General features: G+C 66.4%; 17 protein-coding genes. 13 read left to right on the plus strand and 4 right to left on the minus strand.

The annotated features are described in order from the left end of the window. The first annotated feature begins 47 nt into the window (after nucleotides 1-47). From ilvC to AC1DXX_RS20995, 5 genes are all read left to right on the plus strand, one after another. Nucleotides 48-1,064 (plus strand): ketol-acid reductoisomerase, encoded by a 1,017-nt coding sequence (ilvC, locus tag AC1DXX_RS20975; RefSeq protein ID WP_478136140.1) that lies wholly within the window; start codon nucleotides 48-50, stop codon nucleotides 1,062-1,064. A 184-nt stretch (nucleotides 1,065-1,248) separates the two neighbouring features. Further along, nucleotides 1,249-2,073 carry a CDP-diacylglycerol--serine O-phosphatidyltransferase gene (gene pssA, locus AC1DXX_RS20980; protein WP_478136141.1) on the plus strand — a complete coding sequence of 275 codons (825 nt, stop codon included), beginning with the start codon at nucleotides 1,249-1,251 and terminating at the stop codon, nucleotides 2,071-2,073. A 185-nt stretch (nucleotides 2,074-2,258) separates the two neighbouring features. Next, nucleotides 2,259-3,962 carry a 2-isopropylmalate synthase gene (leuA, locus tag AC1DXX_RS20985; protein WP_478136142.1) on the plus strand — a complete coding sequence of 568 codons (1,704 nt, stop codon included), beginning with the start codon at nucleotides 2,259-2,261 and terminating at the stop codon, nucleotides 3,960-3,962. Between the two features lie 51 nt (nucleotides 3,963-4,013). Beyond that, a complete protein-coding gene (locus AC1DXX_RS20990) occupies nucleotides 4,014-5,552 on the plus strand; it encodes a 2-isopropylmalate synthase (RefSeq protein ID WP_478136143.1) in 1,539 nt (512 codons plus the stop codon). Between the two features lie 116 nt (nucleotides 5,553-5,668). Next, the gene (locus AC1DXX_RS20995; protein WP_478136144.1) at nucleotides 5,669-6,877 is read left to right on the plus strand and encodes a serine hydrolase; all 1,209 of its coding nucleotides are present in this window, start codon (nucleotides 5,669-5,671) and stop codon (nucleotides 6,875-6,877) included. Between the two features lie 58 nt (nucleotides 6,878-6,935). Here AC1DXX_RS20995 and AC1DXX_RS21000 read toward each other — a convergent pair whose 3' ends face one another. The 3 genes from AC1DXX_RS21000 to aat are packed head-to-tail and all read right to left on the minus strand — an operon-like array spanning nucleotide 6,936 to nucleotide 9,301. Then, nucleotides 6,936-7,769 carry an IclR family transcriptional regulator gene (locus tag AC1DXX_RS21000; RefSeq protein WP_478136145.1) on the minus strand — a complete coding sequence of 278 codons (834 nt, stop codon included), beginning with the start codon at nucleotides 7,767-7,769 and terminating at the stop codon, nucleotides 6,936-6,938. 30 nt (nucleotides 7,770-7,799) lie between these two features. After that, entirely contained in the window at nucleotides 7,800-8,549 is a 750-nt protein-coding gene (locus AC1DXX_RS21005; RefSeq protein ID WP_478136146.1) for an arginyltransferase, read from the minus strand. Beyond that, a complete protein-coding gene (gene aat, locus AC1DXX_RS21010) occupies nucleotides 8,546-9,301 on the minus strand; it encodes a leucyl/phenylalanyl-tRNA--protein transferase (RefSeq protein ID WP_478136147.1) in 756 nt (251 codons plus the stop codon). The genes AC1DXX_RS21005 and aat overlap by 4 nt, the downstream gene beginning before the upstream one ends. Before the next feature lie 217 nt (nucleotides 9,302-9,518). On the opposite strand from aat, the gene AC1DXX_RS21015 reads away from it, so the two are divergent. From AC1DXX_RS21015 to AC1DXX_RS21030, 4 genes are read left to right on the plus strand one after another with little or no spacing between them, the layout of a single operon-like run. Next, entirely contained in the window at nucleotides 9,519-11,849 is a 2,331-nt protein-coding gene (locus tag AC1DXX_RS21015) for a xanthine dehydrogenase family protein molybdopterin-binding subunit (protein WP_478136148.1), read from the plus strand. Nucleotides 11,850-11,886: 37 nt separating this feature from the next. Continuing rightward, on the plus strand, nucleotides 11,887-12,798 hold the full coding sequence (locus AC1DXX_RS21020; protein WP_478136149.1) for an AraC family transcriptional regulator: 912 nt from the start codon (nucleotides 11,887-11,889) through the stop codon (nucleotides 12,796-12,798). Beyond that, nucleotides 12,777-13,136, plus strand: a complete 360-nt coding sequence (locus tag AC1DXX_RS21025; RefSeq protein ID WP_478136150.1) for a VOC family protein — start codon at nucleotides 12,777-12,779, stop codon at nucleotides 13,134-13,136. The genes AC1DXX_RS21020 and AC1DXX_RS21025 overlap by 22 nt, the downstream gene beginning before the upstream one ends. Before the next feature lie 14 nt (nucleotides 13,137-13,150). Then, nucleotides 13,151-13,585, plus strand: a complete 435-nt coding sequence (locus AC1DXX_RS21030) for an SRPBCC family protein (RefSeq protein ID WP_478136151.1) — start codon at nucleotides 13,151-13,153, stop codon at nucleotides 13,583-13,585. Here AC1DXX_RS21030 and pobA read toward each other — a convergent pair. Then, nucleotides 13,555-14,736: a 4-hydroxybenzoate 3-monooxygenase gene (gene pobA / locus AC1DXX_RS21035; protein WP_478136152.1), complete on the minus strand. Its 1,182-nt coding sequence runs from the start codon at nucleotides 14,734-14,736 to the stop codon at nucleotides 13,555-13,557. The genes AC1DXX_RS21030 and pobA overlap by 31 nt on opposite strands. Before the next feature lie 132 nt (nucleotides 14,737-14,868). On the opposite strand from pobA, the gene AC1DXX_RS21040 reads away from it, so the two are divergent. From AC1DXX_RS21040 to AC1DXX_RS21055, 4 genes are all read left to right on the plus strand, one after another. After that, a complete protein-coding gene (locus AC1DXX_RS21040; protein WP_478136153.1) occupies nucleotides 14,869-15,639 on the plus strand; it encodes an IclR family transcriptional regulator domain-containing protein in 771 nt (256 codons plus the stop codon). Between the two features lie 50 nt (nucleotides 15,640-15,689). Continuing rightward, a complete protein-coding gene (locus AC1DXX_RS21045; protein WP_478136154.1) occupies nucleotides 15,690-16,349 on the plus strand; it encodes a response regulator in 660 nt (219 codons plus the stop codon). Continuing rightward, complete coding sequence (locus AC1DXX_RS21050) at nucleotides 16,346-17,674, plus strand: ATP-binding protein (protein ID WP_478136155.1); 1,329 nt, start codon at nucleotides 16,346-16,348, stop codon at nucleotides 17,672-17,674. Before AC1DXX_RS21045 ends, AC1DXX_RS21050 begins: the two co-directional genes overlap by 4 nt. 103 nt (nucleotides 17,675-17,777) lie before the next feature. Continuing rightward, on the plus strand, nucleotides 17,778-19,262 hold the full coding sequence (locus AC1DXX_RS21055) for a DegQ family serine endoprotease (RefSeq protein ID WP_478136156.1): 1,485 nt from the start codon (nucleotides 17,778-17,780) through the stop codon (nucleotides 19,260-19,262). Nucleotides 19,263-19,278: the final 16 nt, after the last annotated feature.

The raw sequence follows: 19,278 nt of genomic DNA on the forward strand, positions 1-19,278 counted from the left end.
CCCCCCCCTGCAKAGGGGGTGCCAGAGATTAAATAGGAAAGACGCATATGAAGGTTTACTACGACAAGGACGCGGATCTCAGCCTCATCAAGGGCAAGACCGTCGCAATCATCGGTTACGGGTCGCAAGGTCACGCACACGCGCAGAACCTGAACGACAGCGGCGTCAAGGTCGTGGTCGGCCTGCGCAAGGGCGGCGCTTCCTGGCCCAAGGTCGAGAAGGCCGGCCTCAAGGTCGCCGAAGTGGCCGACGCCGTGAAGTCTGCAGACGTTGTGATGATCCTGCTGCCCGACGAGCAGATCGCCAGCGTCTACAAGAACGACGTTGCCCCGAACATCAAGGAAGGCGCTTCGCTCGTCTTCGCGCATGGCTTCAACGTGCATTACGGTTTCGTGCAGCCGCGCGCCGACCTCGACGTGTGGATGGTGGCTCCCAAGGCCCCCGGCCACACCGTTCGCAGCACCTACACCCAAGGCGGCGGCGTGCCCCACCTCGTGGCCGTGCACCAGGACAAGACCGGCAAGGCGCGTGACCTCGCATTGAGCTATGCCACCGCCAACGGCGGCGGCAAGGCCGGCATCATCGAAACCAATTTCCGCGAAGAAACCGAGACCGACCTGTTCGGYGAACAAGCGGTTCTGTGCGGCGGCACGGTCGAGCTGATCAAGGCCGGTTTCGAAACGCTGGTGGAAGCCGGCTACGCGCCCGAAATGGCGTATTTCGAATGCCTGCACGAGCTCAAGCTGATCGTCGACCTGATCTATGAAGGCGGCATCGCCAACATGAACTACTCGATCTCGAACAACGCCGAATACGGCGAGTACGTCACGGGCCCGCGCATCGTGACCGAAGAGACCAAGAAGGTCATGAAGCAAGTGCTGAAGGACATCCAGACCGGCGAATACGCCAAGAGCTTCGTGCTGGAAAACGCTGCCGGCGCTCCGACGCTGATCAGCCGCCGCCGCCTGAACGCCGAGCATCAGATCGAAGTCGTCGGCGAAAAGCTGCGCGCGATGATGCCCTGGATCAAGAAGAACAAGCTGGTCGACCAGACCCGCAACTGATCTGCAAGCCAGAAGGGTGCTTCGGCGCTCTTTTCCCAAGGGCCACCCGTTGCGGTGGCCCTTTTGTTTGACGGGGGCGGAGCGGCCCCCTGAACTACACTGCGAACCATGCGACTCACAGATCAAAATGCTATCGAATGGATAGCTGCTCGCGCAGTGCCCATGAGGGACGGAGGCAAATTCAATGCATGACGACACGCTCCCCGACGATGTGCCGCCGCGCAAACGTCGCAAGGGCATCTACATCCTGCCGAACCTGTTCACGCTGGCGGCGCTGTTCGGCGGCTTCTACTCGGTCGTGATGGCCATGAACGCGCGCTTCGACCTCGCGGCGCTGGGCGTGTTCGCCGCGATGATCCTCGACAGCCTCGATGGGCGCGTGGCGCGCATGACCAACACGCAAAGCGCGTTCGGCGAGCAGATGGATTCGCTGTCCGACATGGTGTCGTTCGGCGCCGCGCCGGCACTCATCGCCTACGAATGGTCGCTCAAGGGCCTGGGCCGCTGGGGCTGGATCGCGGCCTTCGTGTACTGCGCCTGCGCGGCCCTGCGGCTCGCACGCTTCAACGTCAACACCGGCGTGGTGGACAAGCGCTGGTTCCAGGGCTTGCCATCGCCTGCGGCGGCGGCACTCGTGGCCGGCTTCATCTGGCTCGTGAACGAATGGGGCAAGCGGGGCGGCGAGGTGCTGTATCTCTCGTGGACGCAGATCACCTGGGTCACCTTCGGATTCACGCTGTATGCGGGCCTCACGATGGTCACCAACGCGCCGTTCTACAGCTTCAAGGACATCCAGGTGAAAAAGAGCGTGCCCTTCGCGGTGATCGTGCTGATCGCTCTGGGCATCGCGGTCATCAACATCCACCCGCCGACGGTGCTGTTCGGCCTGTTCGTCATCTACGGCCTGAGCGGCTATGTGGTCTATGCGTGGCGCAAGGCCAAGGGCCAGCCGGCCAGCGTGATCAGCACCTCGACCGAAGAGCCCGACGAGCGGGGCTTGCATAACTGACGGCGGCTTGTGCTACATTCGCAATCCTCATGACCAAGATTTCGCTGCTGGCCCTACTAGCCCTCCCTCACGGGCGGAGACGGTAGCGCACGCGCAAATCCCTCACCACGGCCCGTTCGCACCAGCAACGGGCCGTTTGTTTTTGGGGTTGCTGGTTGATTACCAACCATCACAGAGAAATCGACATGCTCAAGCAACCCCAAGCCAAATACCGCGCATTCGCCCCGATCGGCCTCAAGGACCGCACTTGGCCCGATGCCGTGCTGACCAAGGCCCCGATCTGGCTGTCGACCGACCTGCGTGATGGCAACCAGGCCCTCGTTGAGCCGATGGACATCGCCCSCAAGATGCGCATGTTCGAGACGCTGGTGGCGATCGGCTTCAAGGAAATCGAAGTCGGCTTTCCCTCCGCCTCGCAGATCGAATTCGACTTCGTGCGCAAGCTGATCGAGGAAGACCGCATTCCGGACGACGTGACGATCCAGGTGCTGACGCAGGCGCGCGACCATCTCATCGCGCGCACCTTCGAATCGCTGCAAGGCGCGCCGCGCGCCATCGTTCACCTCTACAACGCCGTGGCCCCCGTGATGCGCCGCGTGGTGCTCGGGATGGACGAGGACCAGATCGTCGAGCTCGCCAGCAGCCACGCGCGCATGTTCAACGACTTCGCCGCGAAGCAGCCGGCCACGCAGTGGACCTTCCAGTACTCGCCCGAAATGTTTTCGGGCACCGACGTCGTGTTCTCGAAGCGGGTGGTCGATGCGGTCACCGAAGTCTGGGCGCCGACGCCCGAGCGCAAGTGCATCGTCAACCTGCCCACGACGGTCGAGCATTCCACGCCGAATATCTTTGCAGACATGATCGAGTGGATGCACCGCAACCTGGCGCGCCGCGACTCCATCGTGCTTTGCGTGCATCCGCACAACGATCGCGGCACGGGCACGGCCGCTGGCGAGTTGGCCCTGATGGCCGGCGCCGAGCGCATCGAAGGCTGCCTCTTCGGCAACGGCGAGCGCACCGGCAATCTCGACCTGGTGAACGTCGCGCTCAACCTCTACACGCAGGGCGTATCGCCCGAGCTCGACTTCTCGAACATCGACGAGATCCGCGCGACGGTCGAGCATTGCAACCAGATCCCGGTGCATCCGCGCCACCCGTATGTCGGCGACCTGGTCTACACCTCGTTCTCTGGTTCGCACCAGGACGCGATCAAGAAGGCCTTCGCCGCGCGCAAGGACGGCGACATCTGGGACATGCCCTACCTCCCCATCGACCCGAAGGACGTAGGCCGCAGCTATGAAGCCGTGATCCGCGTCAACAGCCAGTCGGGCAAGGGCGGCATGGCCTACCTGCTCGAAAGCGAGTACGGCCTCGAGATGCCGCGCCGCCTGCAGATGGAGTTCATGCAGACCGTGCAGCGCGTGATGGACGTCGCCGGCAAGGAACTCACCGCTGCCGATCTCTGGCAGCTGTTCGTTCGCGAATACGGTCTCGAAGCCGCGCACTCGCTGCAGCATCGCGTGATCGAGGAAGAAGGCGAGGGCGCCGATGCCTCCGTGGTCCTGCGCGGCGACCTGCCCTGGGACGGCGAAATCCGCGCCATTGAAGGCCGCGGCAACGGCCCGATCGATGCCTTCACCCAGGCGCTGAGCAAGGCCACCGGCCACACCGTCCGCGTGATGGACTACCACCAGCACGCCATCGGCGCCGGCGCCGATGCGAAGTCGGTGGCCTACCTCGAGTTGCGCGTCGACGAGGCCCAGACACTGTTCGGCGTCGGCATCGACGCGAACGTGATCTCGGCGTCGCTGAAGGCCATCGTTTCGGGCGTGCAGCGGGCGCGGACCCGGGGCGCGCACAGCGCACAATCGGTGGTTGAAGTCGCCTGACGCTGTCCCGGCCGGAAGCGCAAGGTGGAAACGAACACAAGGAGATTCACGATGGCTGACCAACTCATTATTTTCGACACCACCTTGCGTGACGGCGAGCAATCGCCCGGTGCCTCGATGACGCGCGACGAGAAGATGCGCATCGCCAAGCAACTCGAGCGGCTCAAGGTCGATGTCATCGAAGCCGGCTTTCCGGCCAGCTCGAACGGCGACTTCGAGGCCGTCAAGGCGATTGCCAACGCCATCAAGGATTCGACCGTGTGCGGCCTCTCGCGCGCCAACGACCGCGACATCTCGCGTGCCGCGGAGGCCCTGAAGGGCGCGGCGCGCGGCCGCATCCACACCTTCATCGCGACCTCGCCGCTTCACATGGAAAAGAAGCTGCGCATGTCGCCCGACGAAGTGCATGAGCAGGCGAAGCTCGCCGTGCGTTTCGCGCGCAACCTCGTGTCCGACGTGGAGTTCAGCCCCGAAGACGGCTACCGCAGCGACCCGGACTTCCTGTGCCGCGTGCTCGAAACCGTGATCAGCGAGGGCGCCACCACCATCAACGTGCCCGACACCGTCGGCTACGCCATTCCCGAGCTGTACGGCAACTTCATCAAGATGCTGCGCGAGCGCGTTCCCAACAGCGACAAGGCGATCTGGTCGGTGCATTGCCACAACGACCTGGGCATGGCGGTGGCCAACTCGCTGGCCGGCGTGAAGATCGGCGGCGCGCGACAGGTCGAGTGCACGATCAACGGCCTGGGCGAGCGTGCGGGCAACTGCTCGCTCGAGGAAGTCGTCATGGCGGTCAAGACCCGCAGGGACTACTTCGGCCTGGACCTCAACATCGACACCCGGCACATCGTGGCCGCGAGCCGCCTCGTGAGCCAGACAACGGGCTTCGTGGTGCAGCCCAACAAGGCCGTGGTGGGCGCCAATGCCTTCGCACATGCCTCGGGCATTCACCAGGACGGCGTGCTCAAGGCGCGCGACACCTACGAAATCATGCGGGCCGAGGACGTGGGCTGGGCCGCCAACAAGATCGTGCTGGGCAAGCTCAGCGGCCGCAATGCGTTCAAGCAGCGCCTGCAGGAGCTGGGCGTGACGATGGCCAGCGAGGCCGACATCAATACCGCTTTCCTGCACTTCAAGGAACTGGCCGATCGCAAATCCGAAATTTTTGACGAGGACATCCTCGCACTCGTCAGCGCGGAAGAACACTCGAACGTTAACGAACAGTTTGCTTTTGTCTCTCTTTCCCAGCACAGCGAAACCGGCGAACGCCCTCAGGCGAAGGTCGTTTTCACCGTCCAGGGCAAGGAAATTACCGGCGAATCCGACGGGAATGGCCCGGTTGATGCTTCTCTCAAAGCCATCGAATCGCACGTCAAGAGCGGCGCCGAGATGGTGCTTTATTCTGTGAACGCGATCAGCGGCTCGACAGAAAGCCAAGGAGAGGTTACAATTAGGTTACAAAACGCAGGGCGGGTGGTCAACGGTGTGGGTGCAGATCCCGACATCGTGGTCGCTTCGGCAAAGGCTTATTTGAGTGCACTCAATAAGTTACAGAGCCAATCTGAGAGAGTGGCAGCGCAAGGTTAGTTTCTGGGCGTTTCTTGATATTCGAATGAAGAAGGGGATGCAAGTAACTGATATTGCGTGCCTTTTTTGAATTCGATACACTGCGGTCCTCGTTTGTCGCCGCTGGAGAAATAAAAATGTCTGAAGCCCGCCCCCGTCGAGTTTCCAGCCAGCGGTTTCTACCCGCGTTCAAATTCTTCGCCGTCGCGCTCTGCGCTACGGCGTTTTTGCTGCCTGGCGCCCAGGCCGCGAAGAAGGAAAAAACCACCGCCGCCAAGACGGCCGTCGCCAAGAAGGCGCCGGTGCCGGTCGAAGTCAAGCGCAATGCATCCGCCAAGGGGCCGCGTGTTGCGGTCGTCGCCCAGCGCGGCGGCCGGGCCGAAAAGAGCGAAAGAGCAGAGAAGGTCGTTCGCGGAGGCCGCAACGTGGTGGCCACCATCCGCAAGAAGAACGGCAAGACCGTGGTGGCTGTCCAGCGCCGCTCGGTGGTTCGTGTCGAAACGGCGGCGCGCCAGTCCTTCGGCCAGATGGCAGGCCTGCACGGCACCGATGACGCCCTCGACCTGAAGTCGAGCGTCGCCCTGGTGATCGACCAGGACACGCACGAGGTGCTGTTCAGCAAGAACGACCATGCGGTGCTGCCGATTGCGTCGCTCACCAAGCTCATGAYCGGTCTGCTCATCAGCGAGGCCCAGTTGCCAAACGACGAGTTGATCACCATCACCCAGGACGACGTCGACACCGAAAAGGGCAGCCGTTCGCGGCTGACGATCGGCGCCACGCTGTCGCGCGGCGAACTGCTGCACCTGGCCCTGATGTCGAGCGAAAACCGTGCGGCGCACGCGCTGGGTCGCACCTACCCGGGAGGCCTCACGACTTTCGTGAGCATCATGAATGCCAAGGCCAAGATGCTCGGCATGAAGGACACGCGCTACGTGGAGCCCACCGGCCTGTCGAGCCGCAACCAGTCGAGCGCGCAAGACCTGGCACTGCTGGTCAACGCCGCCTATGCCGACGCCACGGTGCGTTCGCTCTCGACCTCGCCCGAGTACCAGGTCGAGGTTGGCAACCGCGTGCTGCAGTTCAACACCACCAACCGCCTCGTGAAGAGCCCCGACTGGGAGATCGGTGTGCAGAAGACGGGCTTCATCAACGAAGCCGGCCAATGCCTGGTCATGCAGGCGAAGGTGGCTGGACGCAAGCTGATCATGGTGTTCCTGGATTCGGCCGGCAAGTTCAGCCGCATTGCCGATGCCGAGCGGGTTCGCCGCTGGGTCGAGGCCACGCATGCCGTGCCAGGTTCGCCGGCGGCTTCGCGCAGCGCCAGCTACCAGATCGCAGGTTGAGTTGAGCGAGGGGCCAGCCGGCGGCCCGCCCTGCTGCCTTGAAACCCTCGCAAAGAGGTCAGGTGCCCGCTGAAGGGTTGGTATTGCCTGCAGGGGATGGTGATGTTGCCGCCATCCCGTCCTTGAATCCCAGCGCTCCCGAGATTTCATTGGCCGTTGCCTGCAGTTTGGGCAGCCAGCCTTCGTCCAGCCGGTCGGCCGGGGCCGAGATCGACAATCCCGCCACCAGCTTGCCCTGGTCGTCGTAGATGCCGGCGGCCATGCAGCGCACCCCCAGTTCGAGTTCTTCGTTGTCGCGGGCGATGCCGTACTGGCGCGCCTTCGACAGCTCGCGCTCGAGCGCGGGCAGCTGTGTGATGCTGTTGCGGGTATGGCCGGCCAGGCCTGTGCGGGTGGCGTAGCTGCGCACCCGCTGCGGGTCATCGGCCGCCAGGAACAGCTTGCCGGTCGAGGTGAGGTGCAGGGCCGCGCGGCCGCCGATGGCACGCACCACTTGCATGCCCGAGCGCTCGCTGTACGAGCGCTCGATATAGACGATCTCGTCACCCTGGCGCATGCTGAGGTTCACCGGCTGCTGCGTGAGCTTGTGCAGCTCGCGCATCGGGCCCAGCGCGGCATCGCGCACGTTGAGCCGTCCCTTCACCAGATTCCCCAGCTCCAGCAGGCGCATGCCCAGCCGGTAGCTGCCCGCCTCGGGCCGGTCGACAAAGCGCCCGACCGCCAGGTCGTTGAGGATGCGGTGCGTGGTCGAGGGGTGGAGCCCGGTCTTTTCGCTGATTTCCTTCAGCGAAATGGCCTCCTCGCGCGATGCCAGGACGTCGATCAGCGCGAACATGCGCTCGATCACCTGGATCACGGGAACGGCAGGAATGTCGGATTGGTTTTTTCTCATGGCGCTGGACGGTGATGACCGAGCGCCATTTTATCTTGTGAAATCGCCGGATGGCTGCCAATGTCCGTCCACCAGCACTTCGTGCGGGGAAAAACGGGCCTTGTAGTGCATCTTCGGGCTGCGTTCGATCCAGTAGCCGAGATAGACATGGGGCAGGCCCAGCTTGCGGGCCTGCTCGATCTGCCAGAGCACGCTGTAGGTGCCGTAGCCGGCGTTCGTGTCGGGCTCGTAGAAGGTGTAGACGGCCGAGATGCCGTCGTTCAGTACGTCGAGGATCGACACCATCTTCAGCGCGCCCGCGCTGCCGTCGGCCAGCGTTTCGCGGAATTCGACCAACCGCGAGTTGACCCTGCTTTGCAGCAGGAACTGGGTGTACTGGTCGATGCTGTCGTGGTCCATGCCGCCGCCCGCATGGCGACCGTTCTGGTAGCGCAGATAGAGCTGGTAGTGCTCCGGAACGAAGCAGAGCTTGAGCACGCGCGCCTGCAGGTCGGCGTGCTGCTTGGCGGCCCGCCGCTGGCTCCGGTTGGGACGGAAGCTGTTGGCCAGTACCCGCAGCGGAATGCAGGCGCGGCAGCCGTCGCAGTAGGGCCGGTAGGTGAACATGCCGCTGCGCCGGAAGCCGCTGAGCACCAGGTCGGAGTAGGCGTCGTTGTGGATCAGGTGGCTGGGCGTGGCCACCTGCGACCGGGCCTGGCGATCCGGCAGATAACTGCAAGGATAGGGCGCCGTCGCATAAAACTGCAGCGTGTGAAGCGGAAGATCCTTGAGGTGCGTCACGTCGAGAGAGGAGGTCGCGCGGAAAGGAGTTCTTTCCAGTATACGGGGTCGAATTGCCACTGTGGCCCCTCCTGTTCCCGGGCTTTGGCCACATGGGCGACAAAGCGCTTGCGCGGCATCTCCTGGGCGCCGAGGCTGGCCAGGTGGGCGGTGTTCTGCTGGCAGTCGATCATCTGGACGCCGAAGCGGCGGCACAGGCTCACCAACGCGGACAGCGCGATCTTCGAGGCGTCCGGCCGGCGGGTGAACATCGACTCGCCGAACACCGCGCGGCCGAGCGCCACGCAGTAGAGCCCGCCTGCGAGTTTGCCGTCGATCCAGGTTTCCACGCTGTGCGCGTGGCCGGCCCGGTGCAACTCCGTATAGGCCTTCACCATGTCCGGCACGATCCACGTGCCCGACTGCCCGATGCGCGGCGAGAGCGAACAGGCCTGAATGACGGCCGCAAAATCATGGTCGATGCGCACCTCGCACCCGGGCGTCTCTGCGAATCGGACCAGGGTCTTGCGAAGCGACCGGTGCAGCTTGAACCCCGCCACCTGCAACACCATGCGCGGGTCGGGGCTCCACCACAGGATCGGCTGGTCTTCGCTGAACCACGGGAAGACGCAATGGCTGTAAGCCTGCACCAGCGTATCGACGTCCAGTGCGCCGCCGGCCGCGAGCAGGCCCGGCACGGGGTCGGCCAGGCCCCAGGCCGATGCGGGGTCGGGCAGTGCGTCGCCGGGTTCGAGCCAGGGCAGTTGTTGCATGACCGTAGGTATACACGGCTTCGTGTGCGCCTCGCCCGGATGAGGGAAAATGGCGCGCCCGTCGCCCGTGTCGCAAACGATTGCGGTCAGTGCGCCACAGGCCTGCCGTCGAAGTGCACAAGAACCTCCGAAGCCCATATAGTGCTGCTTCTATTTGCCCCCAAAGCGGATCCAGCGGACCAGCATTGCCCGCCGGGATCAGCACAAGAGGACCACGTTGACCACAGAACCCAACCCCACCCGCTTTGGCAGCGGCCAGGCGGTGCGCCGCCTCGAGGACGAAAGCCTGCTGGCAGGCGCTGGACGCTATACGGACGACGTCACGCTCCCTGATCAGGCGCATCTCGTTTTTCTTCGCTCTCCCTATCCGCACGCGCGCATCGTCTCGATCGACACGGGCACGGCCGCCGCCATGCCCGGCGTACTGCGCGTCATCACCGGGGCCGAGTTGGTGGCAGCGGGTGTCAAGCCGATGCCGGGTGCCGCGGGGTTCAAGCGTGCCGACGGCAGCGACGCCGCGAGCCCGCCGCGCCATGCGATGGCGAGCGAGCGCACGCGCTTCGTGGGTGAGGCGGTTGCGGCGGTGATTGCCGACACGGTCCAGCAGGCGCGCGACGCCGCCGAGGCCGTGATGGTCGACTACGAGGATCTGCCCATGGTGGTCGACCTCGCCAGCGCAACCGCCGAAGGCGCGCCGCTGTTGTGCGAAGAGGCCTCCGGCAACATCGCCGCCGAAATGCGGCACGGCAGCAGCGAGGCCGCAACAGCCGCCTTCGCCACGGCCAGCCATGTGGTCGCGCTGGACGTGATCAACCAGCGCGTGGTGGCGCTCACCATCGAGCCGCGCTCCGTGCTCGCCGCGCATGACGCCAAGACCGACCGCCTCACGATCCGCATGAGCACCCAGATGCCTTCGGGCGTGCGCGATTCCGTGTGCGCGGCCATCGGCCTTGCCAAAGAAAAGGTGCGCGTGGTGGTGGGCGACGTGGGGGGCGGCTTCGGCATGAAGACCGGCGCCTACCCCGAGGACATCGCGGTCGCCTTCGCCGCGCTGCAGGTGAAGCGTCCCGTGAAGTGGGTGGCCGACCGCAGCGAAGAATTCTTGTCGAGCGCGCACGGCCGCGATATCGAGGCGCGGGCCGAGCTCGCACTCGATGCCGACGGAAAGATCCTGGCCCTTCGCATCAAGACGCTGGCCAACGTGGGCGCCTATGCCACCGGCACCGGCGTCGCGATCCAGCTGCTGATCGGCCCCTGGGTGCAGACCAGCGTCTACGACATCCAGACCATCGACTTCCATTTCAAGGCGGTGCTCACCAACACCGCGCCCACCGGCGCCTACCGCGGCGCGGGCCGCCCCGAGGCCATCTTCACCATCGAGCGGTTGATGGACGAGGCCGCACGCCAGACCGGCATCGACCGCATCGCGCTGCGCCGCCGCAACTTCATCCGCCCCGAGCAGATGCCGTACAAGAACCCGATGGCGCAGACCTACGACACCGGCAAGTTCGAGTCGGTGATGGACCAGGCGCTGACGCTCGCCGACTGGCAGGGCTTCGAGACCCGCGCCGCAGAGTCGGCCAGGAACGGCAAGCACCGYGGCCTGGGCATCGCCACATTCCTCGAATGGACCGGCGGCAACGTGTTCGAAGAGCGCGTCACGGTGTCGGTGCAGGCCGACGGCGTGATCGAGGTGTTCTCCGCGGTCAACGCCATGGGGCAGGGCATTGCCACCTCGCTCGCGCAGCTTGCGGTCGATGCCTTCGGCGTGCCCATCGAGAAGGTGCGCGTGGTGCTCGGCGACACCGACCGCGGCGACGGCTTCGGCAGCGCCGGCTCGCGCTCGCTCTTCACTGGCGGCTCGGCCGTTCGCATCGGCGCCGAGCGCACGATCGACAAGGCGCGCGAACTCGCCGCGCAGGAATTCGAAGCCTCCATCGACGACATCACCTACACCCGCGGCGTCTTCACCGTGGCCGGCACCGACCTCGAACTCGACCTGTTCACGCTGGCCGGCAAGCAGCCCGAGCGCGAGATCTTCGTCGACTCCACCAGCACCGTGGCCGGCCCGACCTGGCCCAATGGCTGCCATATCTGCGAGATCGAACTCGACCCGCCAACCGGCGAAATCAGCGTGGTGGCGTACAGCTCGGTCAACGACGTGGGCCGGGTGATCAACCCGATGATCGTGCGCGGCCAGCTCGAAGGCGGCGCGGTGCAGGGCATCGGACAGGCGCTGTACGAGCAGGTGGTGTACGACAACGAAACCGGCCAGCCCGTGACCGGCAGCCTGATGGACTACGCTGCGCCGCGCGCCGACATCGTCGACACCATGTTCCACATGGAGATGGACGAGTCGACACCGTGCACGAACAACCCGCTGGGCGTCAAGGGCGTGGGCGAGCTGGGCACCATCGGCGCCACGCCGGCCATCGTCAATGCGGTGGCCGATGCCTTTGCGCGCAACGGCCTCGCGGCGACCGCGCCGCGCCTGCACATGCCGCTGAGCCCGGCGCGGGTATGGGCAGCGATGCACACTGTGGACTGAGCATCTTCAAGCCGGGTGTTCGAAGGGCGCACAGACCATGCTCGTCACCACCGAACTGCAGACCGACCCGATCCGCGTGTCCAGCTACCGCTGCGAGGCGGGTCCCGGCGCGCAGCCGTTCACCGAGATGCACGCGGACTATTCGGTCTCGTACGTGCGCAAGGGCAGCTTCGGCTACCGCACGCGCGGCAACGCCTATGAGCTGGTGGCCGGCTCGGTGCTGGTGGGCTGTCCGGGCGACGAGTACGTCTGCACCCACGACCATCACCTGTGCGGCGACGAATGCCTGGCGTTCCACCTCTCGCCGGGATTTGTCGACCTGATCGGCGGCGACCAGCGAACCTGGCGCGCCGGAGGCCTTCCCCCGCTGCCCGAACTCATGGTGCTCGGCGAACTCGCGCAGGTCGCGGCCGAGGGGCAGAGCGATGTCGGGCTCGACGAGCTGGGCATGTGGTTCGCGAGCCGTTTCGTCGAGGTGGTGGAAGGGCGCAGCAAGCCCGCGCCGCAGTCCGCCGGGGCACGCGACAGGCGCCGTGCGGTCGATGCGGCGATGTGGATCGACGCGAACTCGCACGATGACATCGGCCTCGAAACCGCGGCCTCCGAAGCGGGACTGAGTTCGTTCCATTTCCTGCGCCTGTTCTCGCAGGTGCTCGGCGTGACGCCGCACCAGTACCTGGTCCGCTCGCGCCTGCGCCATGCCGCGCGCCTGCTGGCGGACGACGACCGGCCCGTGACCGACGTGGCCTTCGACGTGGGCTTTGCCGACCTGAGCAACTTCGTGCGCACCTTCCACCGTGCGGCCGGGGTATCGCCGCGCGGCTTTCGCCAGGCCGCCAAGGGCGATCGCAAGATTTTCCAAGACCGCATGGCAGCCCTGCTCAATGATGACCGCCTGATTCATTCATCAAGCAGAAAGTCATCGCCATGTACGACCACATCGGACTGAAAGTCAAAGACCTCGCCGCGAGCCGGCGCTTCTACGAGGCCGCGCTTGCGCCGCTCGGCCATGTGCTGGGCTCCCACGACGACAGCTACGCGGGCATCGGCCCGGCCGACGCGCCGGCCCTCTGGCTCTATGCGGCCCAGGGCGAAAAGGGGCCGGGAACACATGTCGCGTTTCGCGCACCCGACCACAAGGCTGTCGCGGCCTTCCACAAGGCAGGCCTGAAGGCGGGCGGCACCGACAACGGCGGCGCAGGCCCGCGCACCGACTACAGCCCGACCTACTACGCGGCCTTCCTGATCGATCCGGATGGCAACAACGTGGAGGCGGTCTGCCCCTGAAGGCGCGAAATCCCATGGCAACGATCTACAAGGAATTCATCGTCGAGGCCGATGCGGCCCAGGTCTGGGATGCGCTGCGCGACTTCGGCGCCGTGCATACGCGCCTCGCACCCGGCTTCCTGACCGGCTGCAAGCTGGACGGAGAGGGCGCCCGCATCGTCAGCTTTGCCAACGGCCTCGTGGCGCGCGAGCTGCTGGTGGGCCTCGACGAGGCGAATCGCCGCCTGGCCTACACCGTCACCGACGGCAAGGCCAGCCACCACCACGCATCGGCCCAGGTGTTCGCGCACGGCGAAGGCCGCTCGCGCTTCGTCTGGATCACCGATGTGCTGCCCGACGCACTCGCCGCCTACATCGAGCCGATGATGGTGCAGGGCGGCGCTGCGATGAAGGCTGCACTCGAGCGGCGCCAGCCGGTTCAGAAGTCTTCCAGCGGCAGCCCCACGTAGTTCTCCGCCAGCGCGGTGGAGGCGGCGTGCGAATGCACCAGGTAGTCGAGCTCGGCTTCCTGGATCTTCTGGCCGAAGGCGCCGGTCTCGGGAAAGCGGTGCATCAGCGAGGTGAACCACCACGAGAAGCGCTCGGCCTTCCAGACGCGGCGCAGGCACAGGTCGGAGTAGCGGTCGAGCGCCGAGGCCGACTTCTCGCTGTAGAAGATTTCGAGTGCGCGTGAGAGGTAGCCCACGTCGGCGGTGGCAAGGTTGAGCCCCTTGGCGCCGGTCGGCGGCACGATGTGCGCGGCATCGCCAGCCAAGAACAGTGCGCCGAAGCGCATCGGCTCGGCGACGAAGCTGCGCAGCGGCGCAATGCTCTTTTCCAGCGAAGGGCCGGTCACCAGCCGCTCGCGCGCTTCGGGGTCCAGCCGCGAACGCAGCTCGTTCCAGAAGGCTTCGTCGCTCCAGTTCTCGACACGCTCCTCGGTCGGCACCTGCACGTAGTAGCGGCTGCGGTGCGCGCTGCGCATGCTGCACAGTGCGAAGCCGCGTTCCGTGTTCGCATAGATAAGCTCGTGCGACACCGGCGGCACATCGGCCAGTACGCCGAGCCAGCCGAAGGGGTAGACCTTCTCGTAGGTCTGGATCGCGTCGGCCGGCACGCTGGCGCGGCTCGCGCCGTGGTAGCCGTCGCAGCCGGCGATGTAGTCGCATTCGATCTCGTGCGTCTGGCCGTCCTTCTCGTAGTGCACGCGCGGCTTGCCGGTGTCGAAGTCGTGCAGGCTGACGTTTGCCGCGCTGTAGATCGTCGTGAGGCCCTCGGCGGCGCGCGCTTCCATCAGGTCGCGCGTCACTTCGGTCTGGCCGTAGACAGTGACCTGCTTGCCGCCGGTCAGCCCGTGCATGTCGATGCGATGGCGCGCCCCCTTGAACAGCAGTTCGATGCCTTCGTGCGGCAGGCCTTCAGCCTTGGCGCGTGCATCGACGCCGGCGCGCGCCAGCAGATCCATCGTCACCTGTTCGAGCACGCCGGCGCGGATGCGGCCCAGCACGTAGTCGCCGCTCTGGCGTTCGACGATGACGTTGTCGATGCCTGCCTTGAAAAGCAGCTGACCGAGCAGAAGGCCGGCGGGGCCTGCGCCGATGATGGCGACCTGGGTGCGCATGGGGGTGTCTCCGGGAAGGTTTGACGAAGCGTAGGGCGTGACCGGCCGCTTGGTTCGGCACATCGCGAGGCACTGTGCGATCATGCGAACGCGTGCGCGATGATCGCGCAACACTTCGAATACAGACCCCGAATGACCATCGCCAGAGCCGATTTCATCGAGGGCATCGCCAAGGGCATGGCGGTGCTCGAAAGCTTCGATACCGAGCGCCAGCGCCTCAACGCCACGCTGGCCGCCGAGCGCGCCGGCCTCACGCGCGCCGCCGCCCGCCGCCACCTGCTGACGCTGGCCCACCTGGGCTATCTCGAAACCGACGGCAGCTATTTCTGGATGGCGCCGAAGGTGCTGCGCTTCTCGGGCAGCTACCTCGCTTCGTCGCGCCTGCCGCGTGCGCTGCAGCCCACGCTGAACCGGCTCGCGGCGCAGACCGGCGAGTCGTTCTCCGCGGTGGTGCTCGACGGGGAAGAGGTGGTCATCATCGCGCGCAGCGGCAGCTACGGCACGCCGACGCGCGTGCTGGCCTACGGCCTGCACCTTGGCGCACGGTTGCCGGCCCATGCCACCTCCACCGGCCGCGTGCTGCTGGCCGCCATGGCTTCCACCCAGCTCACGCAATGGCTCAAGGGGCGGCACCTGGCGCGGCTGACACCGAACACCGTCACCCAGGCGCGCGGCCTGCGGCAGTTGATTGCCCGTGTGCGCAAGGACGACTATTGCTTTGCCAGCGAGGAGCACGAGCTCGGCGTGCAGGCGCTGGCGGTGCCGCTGCGTGACATGCAGGGCCACACGGTGGCTGCGCTCAACGTCGTGCTGTCGGGCACGCGCTACCAGGAAGAATCCCTGCAGCGCGACATGCTGCCGCTCCTGTTCGAGGCGGCCCGCGAAGTCCGTTCCCTGCTCTGAACTGAACTTCGCCGCAGCCACCGCCTCGAATCCCGGAAACGGACACAACCATGCGACTCCTGCTTCTCGAAGACGACGTGATGATCGGCGAGGCCGTGCTCGACCTGCTGCGCGCCGAGCAATACGCAGTGGACTGGGTGAAAGACGGCGAGGCCGCCGAATCCGCCCTGCGCACCCAGCAATACGACCTGGTGATGCTCGACCTGGGCGTGCCGCGCCGCGACGGGCTGGAGGTGCTGCGCGGCCTGCGCGCCCGCAAGCAGCGCATGCCGGTGCTGATCGCCACCGCGCGCGACTCGGTGCAGCAGCGCATCGAAGGGCTCGATGCCGGGGCCGACGACTACGTGCTCAAGCCCTACGACCTCGACGAACTGCTGGCCCGCATCCGTGCCTTGCTGCGCCGCGCAGCGGGGCGCGCCGAGCCGGTGTACGAGCACATGGGCGTGAGCATCAACCCCGTCACGCGCGAGGTCACGGTGGGCGGCCAGCCGGTGGTGCTGTCTGCGCGCGAATGGGCCGTGCTCGAGCCGCTGCTGGCGCGCCCGGGCATGGTGCTGTCGCGCGCCCAGCTCGAAGAGAAGCTCTACAGCTGGAAGGACGAGATCAGCAGCAACGCGGTCGAGGTGTATGTGCACGGCCTGCGCAAGAAGCTTGGCGCAGAACTGATTCGCAACGTACGCGGCGTCGGCTACATGGTGCCCAAGACATGATGCGCAAGCTCACCGGATCGCTGCGCGCGCGCCTGCTGTGGTTCCTGCTCGCGGCCATCGTGCTGGCCGCCGGTGCGCAGGCCCTCGTGGCCTACCGCACGGTGCTCAGCGAGGCCGACGACATCTTCGACTACCACATGCAGCAGATGGCGATGTCGCTGCGCTCGGGCCTGCCGCCCAGCGCCGCTGTCGGCGGCATCGGCAGCGGCGAGCAGAACTTCGACTTCGTCGTGCAGGTATGGACCGCCGACGGCGTGCGCGTCTTCGAATCCGCCGATCAGGCGGCGCTGCCGCAGCTGGCGGTGCTGGGCTTTGCCGATGTGCGCGCACGCGGCACCACCTACCGCGTGTTCTCGATGCAGACGCGCGGGCTGGTGATCCAGGTGGCGCAGGACATGGCGGCGCGGCGCAGCATGGCCGGCACGCTGGCGCTGCGCACCATCGCACCGGTGGCGCTGATGGCGCCGCTGCTGATGCTGGTCGTGTGGTGGGTCGTGAGCCGCTCCCTGGCACCGGTGGCGCGCGTGCGCAAGCAGGTGGCCTCGCGGCAGGCCGACGATCTTTCGCCGGTGAGCGAGGAAGACCTGCCCGAGGAAGTGCGCCCGCTGGTGCAGGAGCTGAATCTTCTGTTCGACCGGGTGCGCCATGCCTTCGATGCGCAGAAGCACTTCGTCGCCGACGCCGCGCACGAACTGCGTTCGCCGCTGGCGGCGCTGAAGCTGCAGGTGCAGGGCTTGCAGCGCGCCCCCGACGACGCGGCGCGCGACCTCGCCGTGAGTCGGCTGGTCGCGGGCATCGACCGCGCGACGCGGCTGGTCGAGCAGATGCTCGCGCTGGCCCGGCACGAGGCCAGCATGGCGGCCGGCGCCAGGCCGGAGCCGGTCGATCTGGCCGAGGTGGCGCGTCTCGCGATCTCGGATGCGGTGGCGGCCGCGCAGGCCCGGCGCATCGACATCGGCATCGCGCATGCCGATGCGGCGGTGGTCAAGGGCCAGCCCGAGGCGTTGCGCATGCTGCTGCGCAACCTGCTCGACAACGCGGTCAAGTACACGCCCGAGGACGGCCGTGTCGATATCGGCATCGCGAAGCCGGGCGATGCGGTCGAGCTCAGCGTGGACGACAGCGGGCCCGGCCTGCCCGAGGCCGAACGGGAGCGCGTGCTCGACCGCTTCTACCGCTCGGGCGAGCCGCAGGCGCCCGGCAGCGGCCTGGGCCTGGCCATCGTCAAGTCGATCGCCGAACTGCATGGCGCCACGGTGGCACTCGCCAAGTCTCCCAGCCTGGGCGGCCTGCGGGTCCTGGTTCGCTTTCCGGCGGCCGCCTGAGGCCCGTTCCGGCGGACCGCGCCGTTTAAGCGGCGCTTAAGCCGGCGCAGCGACATTCCTTTCATCGTGTTTTGCGCCCCTGCGCAATGAAAGGAACCGACCCATGAACACCCGCCTGACTTCCCCCCGCGCCCTGGCGATCGCCCTGGCGAGCGCCGGCGTCATCGGCGCCGTCGGTGCCGGTGCCTACACCAGCGCCCGCGCCTTGAATGCGCCGACCAACGCCACCAGCGCGGCACCCGCCGCCATGGTGACGCTGCCCGACTTCTCGACCATCACCTCGCGCGACGGCCCCGCGGTGGTCAACATCAGCGTGACCGGCACCGTGAAGGCCTCGGACGACCAGGCCGCCGCCGAGATGCAGGGCATCGACCCGGACGACCCGATGTTCCAGTTCTTCCGCCGCTTCCAGGGCCAGATGGACCCGCGCGGCAAACAGCAACAGCAGCGCGACGTGCCGGTGCGCGCCGAAGGCTCGGGCTTCATCGTCGATGCCAACGGCATCATCATCACCAACGCCCACGTCGTAAAGGATGCGAAGGAGGTCACCGTCAAGCTGACCGACCGCCGCGAGTTCCGCGCCAAGGTGCTCGGCGCCGACGCCAAGACCGACATCGCGGTGCTGAAGATCGACGCGAAGAACCTGCCCGTGCTCGCCCTCGGCAACACCAAGGACCTGAAGGTCGGCGAATGGGTGCTGGCCATCGGCTCGCCCTTCGGCTTCGAGAACACGGTGACGGCCGGCGTCGTCAGCGCCAAGGGCCGCTCGCTGCCCGACGACAGCTATGTGCCCTTCATCCAGACCGACGTGGCGGTGAACCCCGGCAACTCGGGCGGCCCGCTGCTCAACACGCGCGGCGAGGTGGTCGGCATCAACTCGCAGATCTACAGCCGCAGCGGCGGCTACCAGGGCGTGTCGTTCGCGATCCCGATCGACGTGGCCGTTCAGGTGAAGGACCAGATCGTCGCGACCGGCAAGGCCTCGCATGCACGCCTGGGCGTCGCGGTGCAGGAGGTGAACCAGGCCTTCGCCGATTCCTTCAAGCTCGACAAGCCCGAAGGCGCACTGGTCTCGAACATCGAGAAGGGCGGGCCCGGCGACAAGGCCGGCCTGAAGGCGGGCGACGTGATCCGCAAGGTCGACGGCCAGGCGATCGTTTCCTCGGGCGACCTGCCTGCGGTGATCGGCCAGCAGGCGCCGGGCAAGAAGGTCACGCTCGAAGTGTGGCGCCAGGGCGGGCGCCAGGAGCTGCAGGCCAGGCTCGGCGATGCCAGCGACAAGCCGGCGCAGGTTGCGAAGGCCGACAGCACGGCGGGTCAGGGCAAGCTGGGCCTGGCGCTGCGTCCGCTGCAGCCGCAGGAAAAGCGCCAGGCCGGCGTCGACAACGGGTTGCTGATCGAAGACGCTGCGGGCCCCTCGGCACAAGCCGGTGTGCAGGCAGGCGACGTGCTGCTGGCCATCAACGGCACGCCCGCCCAGAGCCTCGAGCAGGTGCGCGAAGTGGTCGCGAAGGCCACCAACAAGTCGGTGGCACTCCTGATCCAGCGCGGCGAAGACAAGATCTTCGTGCCTGTACGGATCGGCTGACCGACGGGCACGCCAG

Source organism: Variovorax sp. P4_B10 (assembly GCF_056402375.1).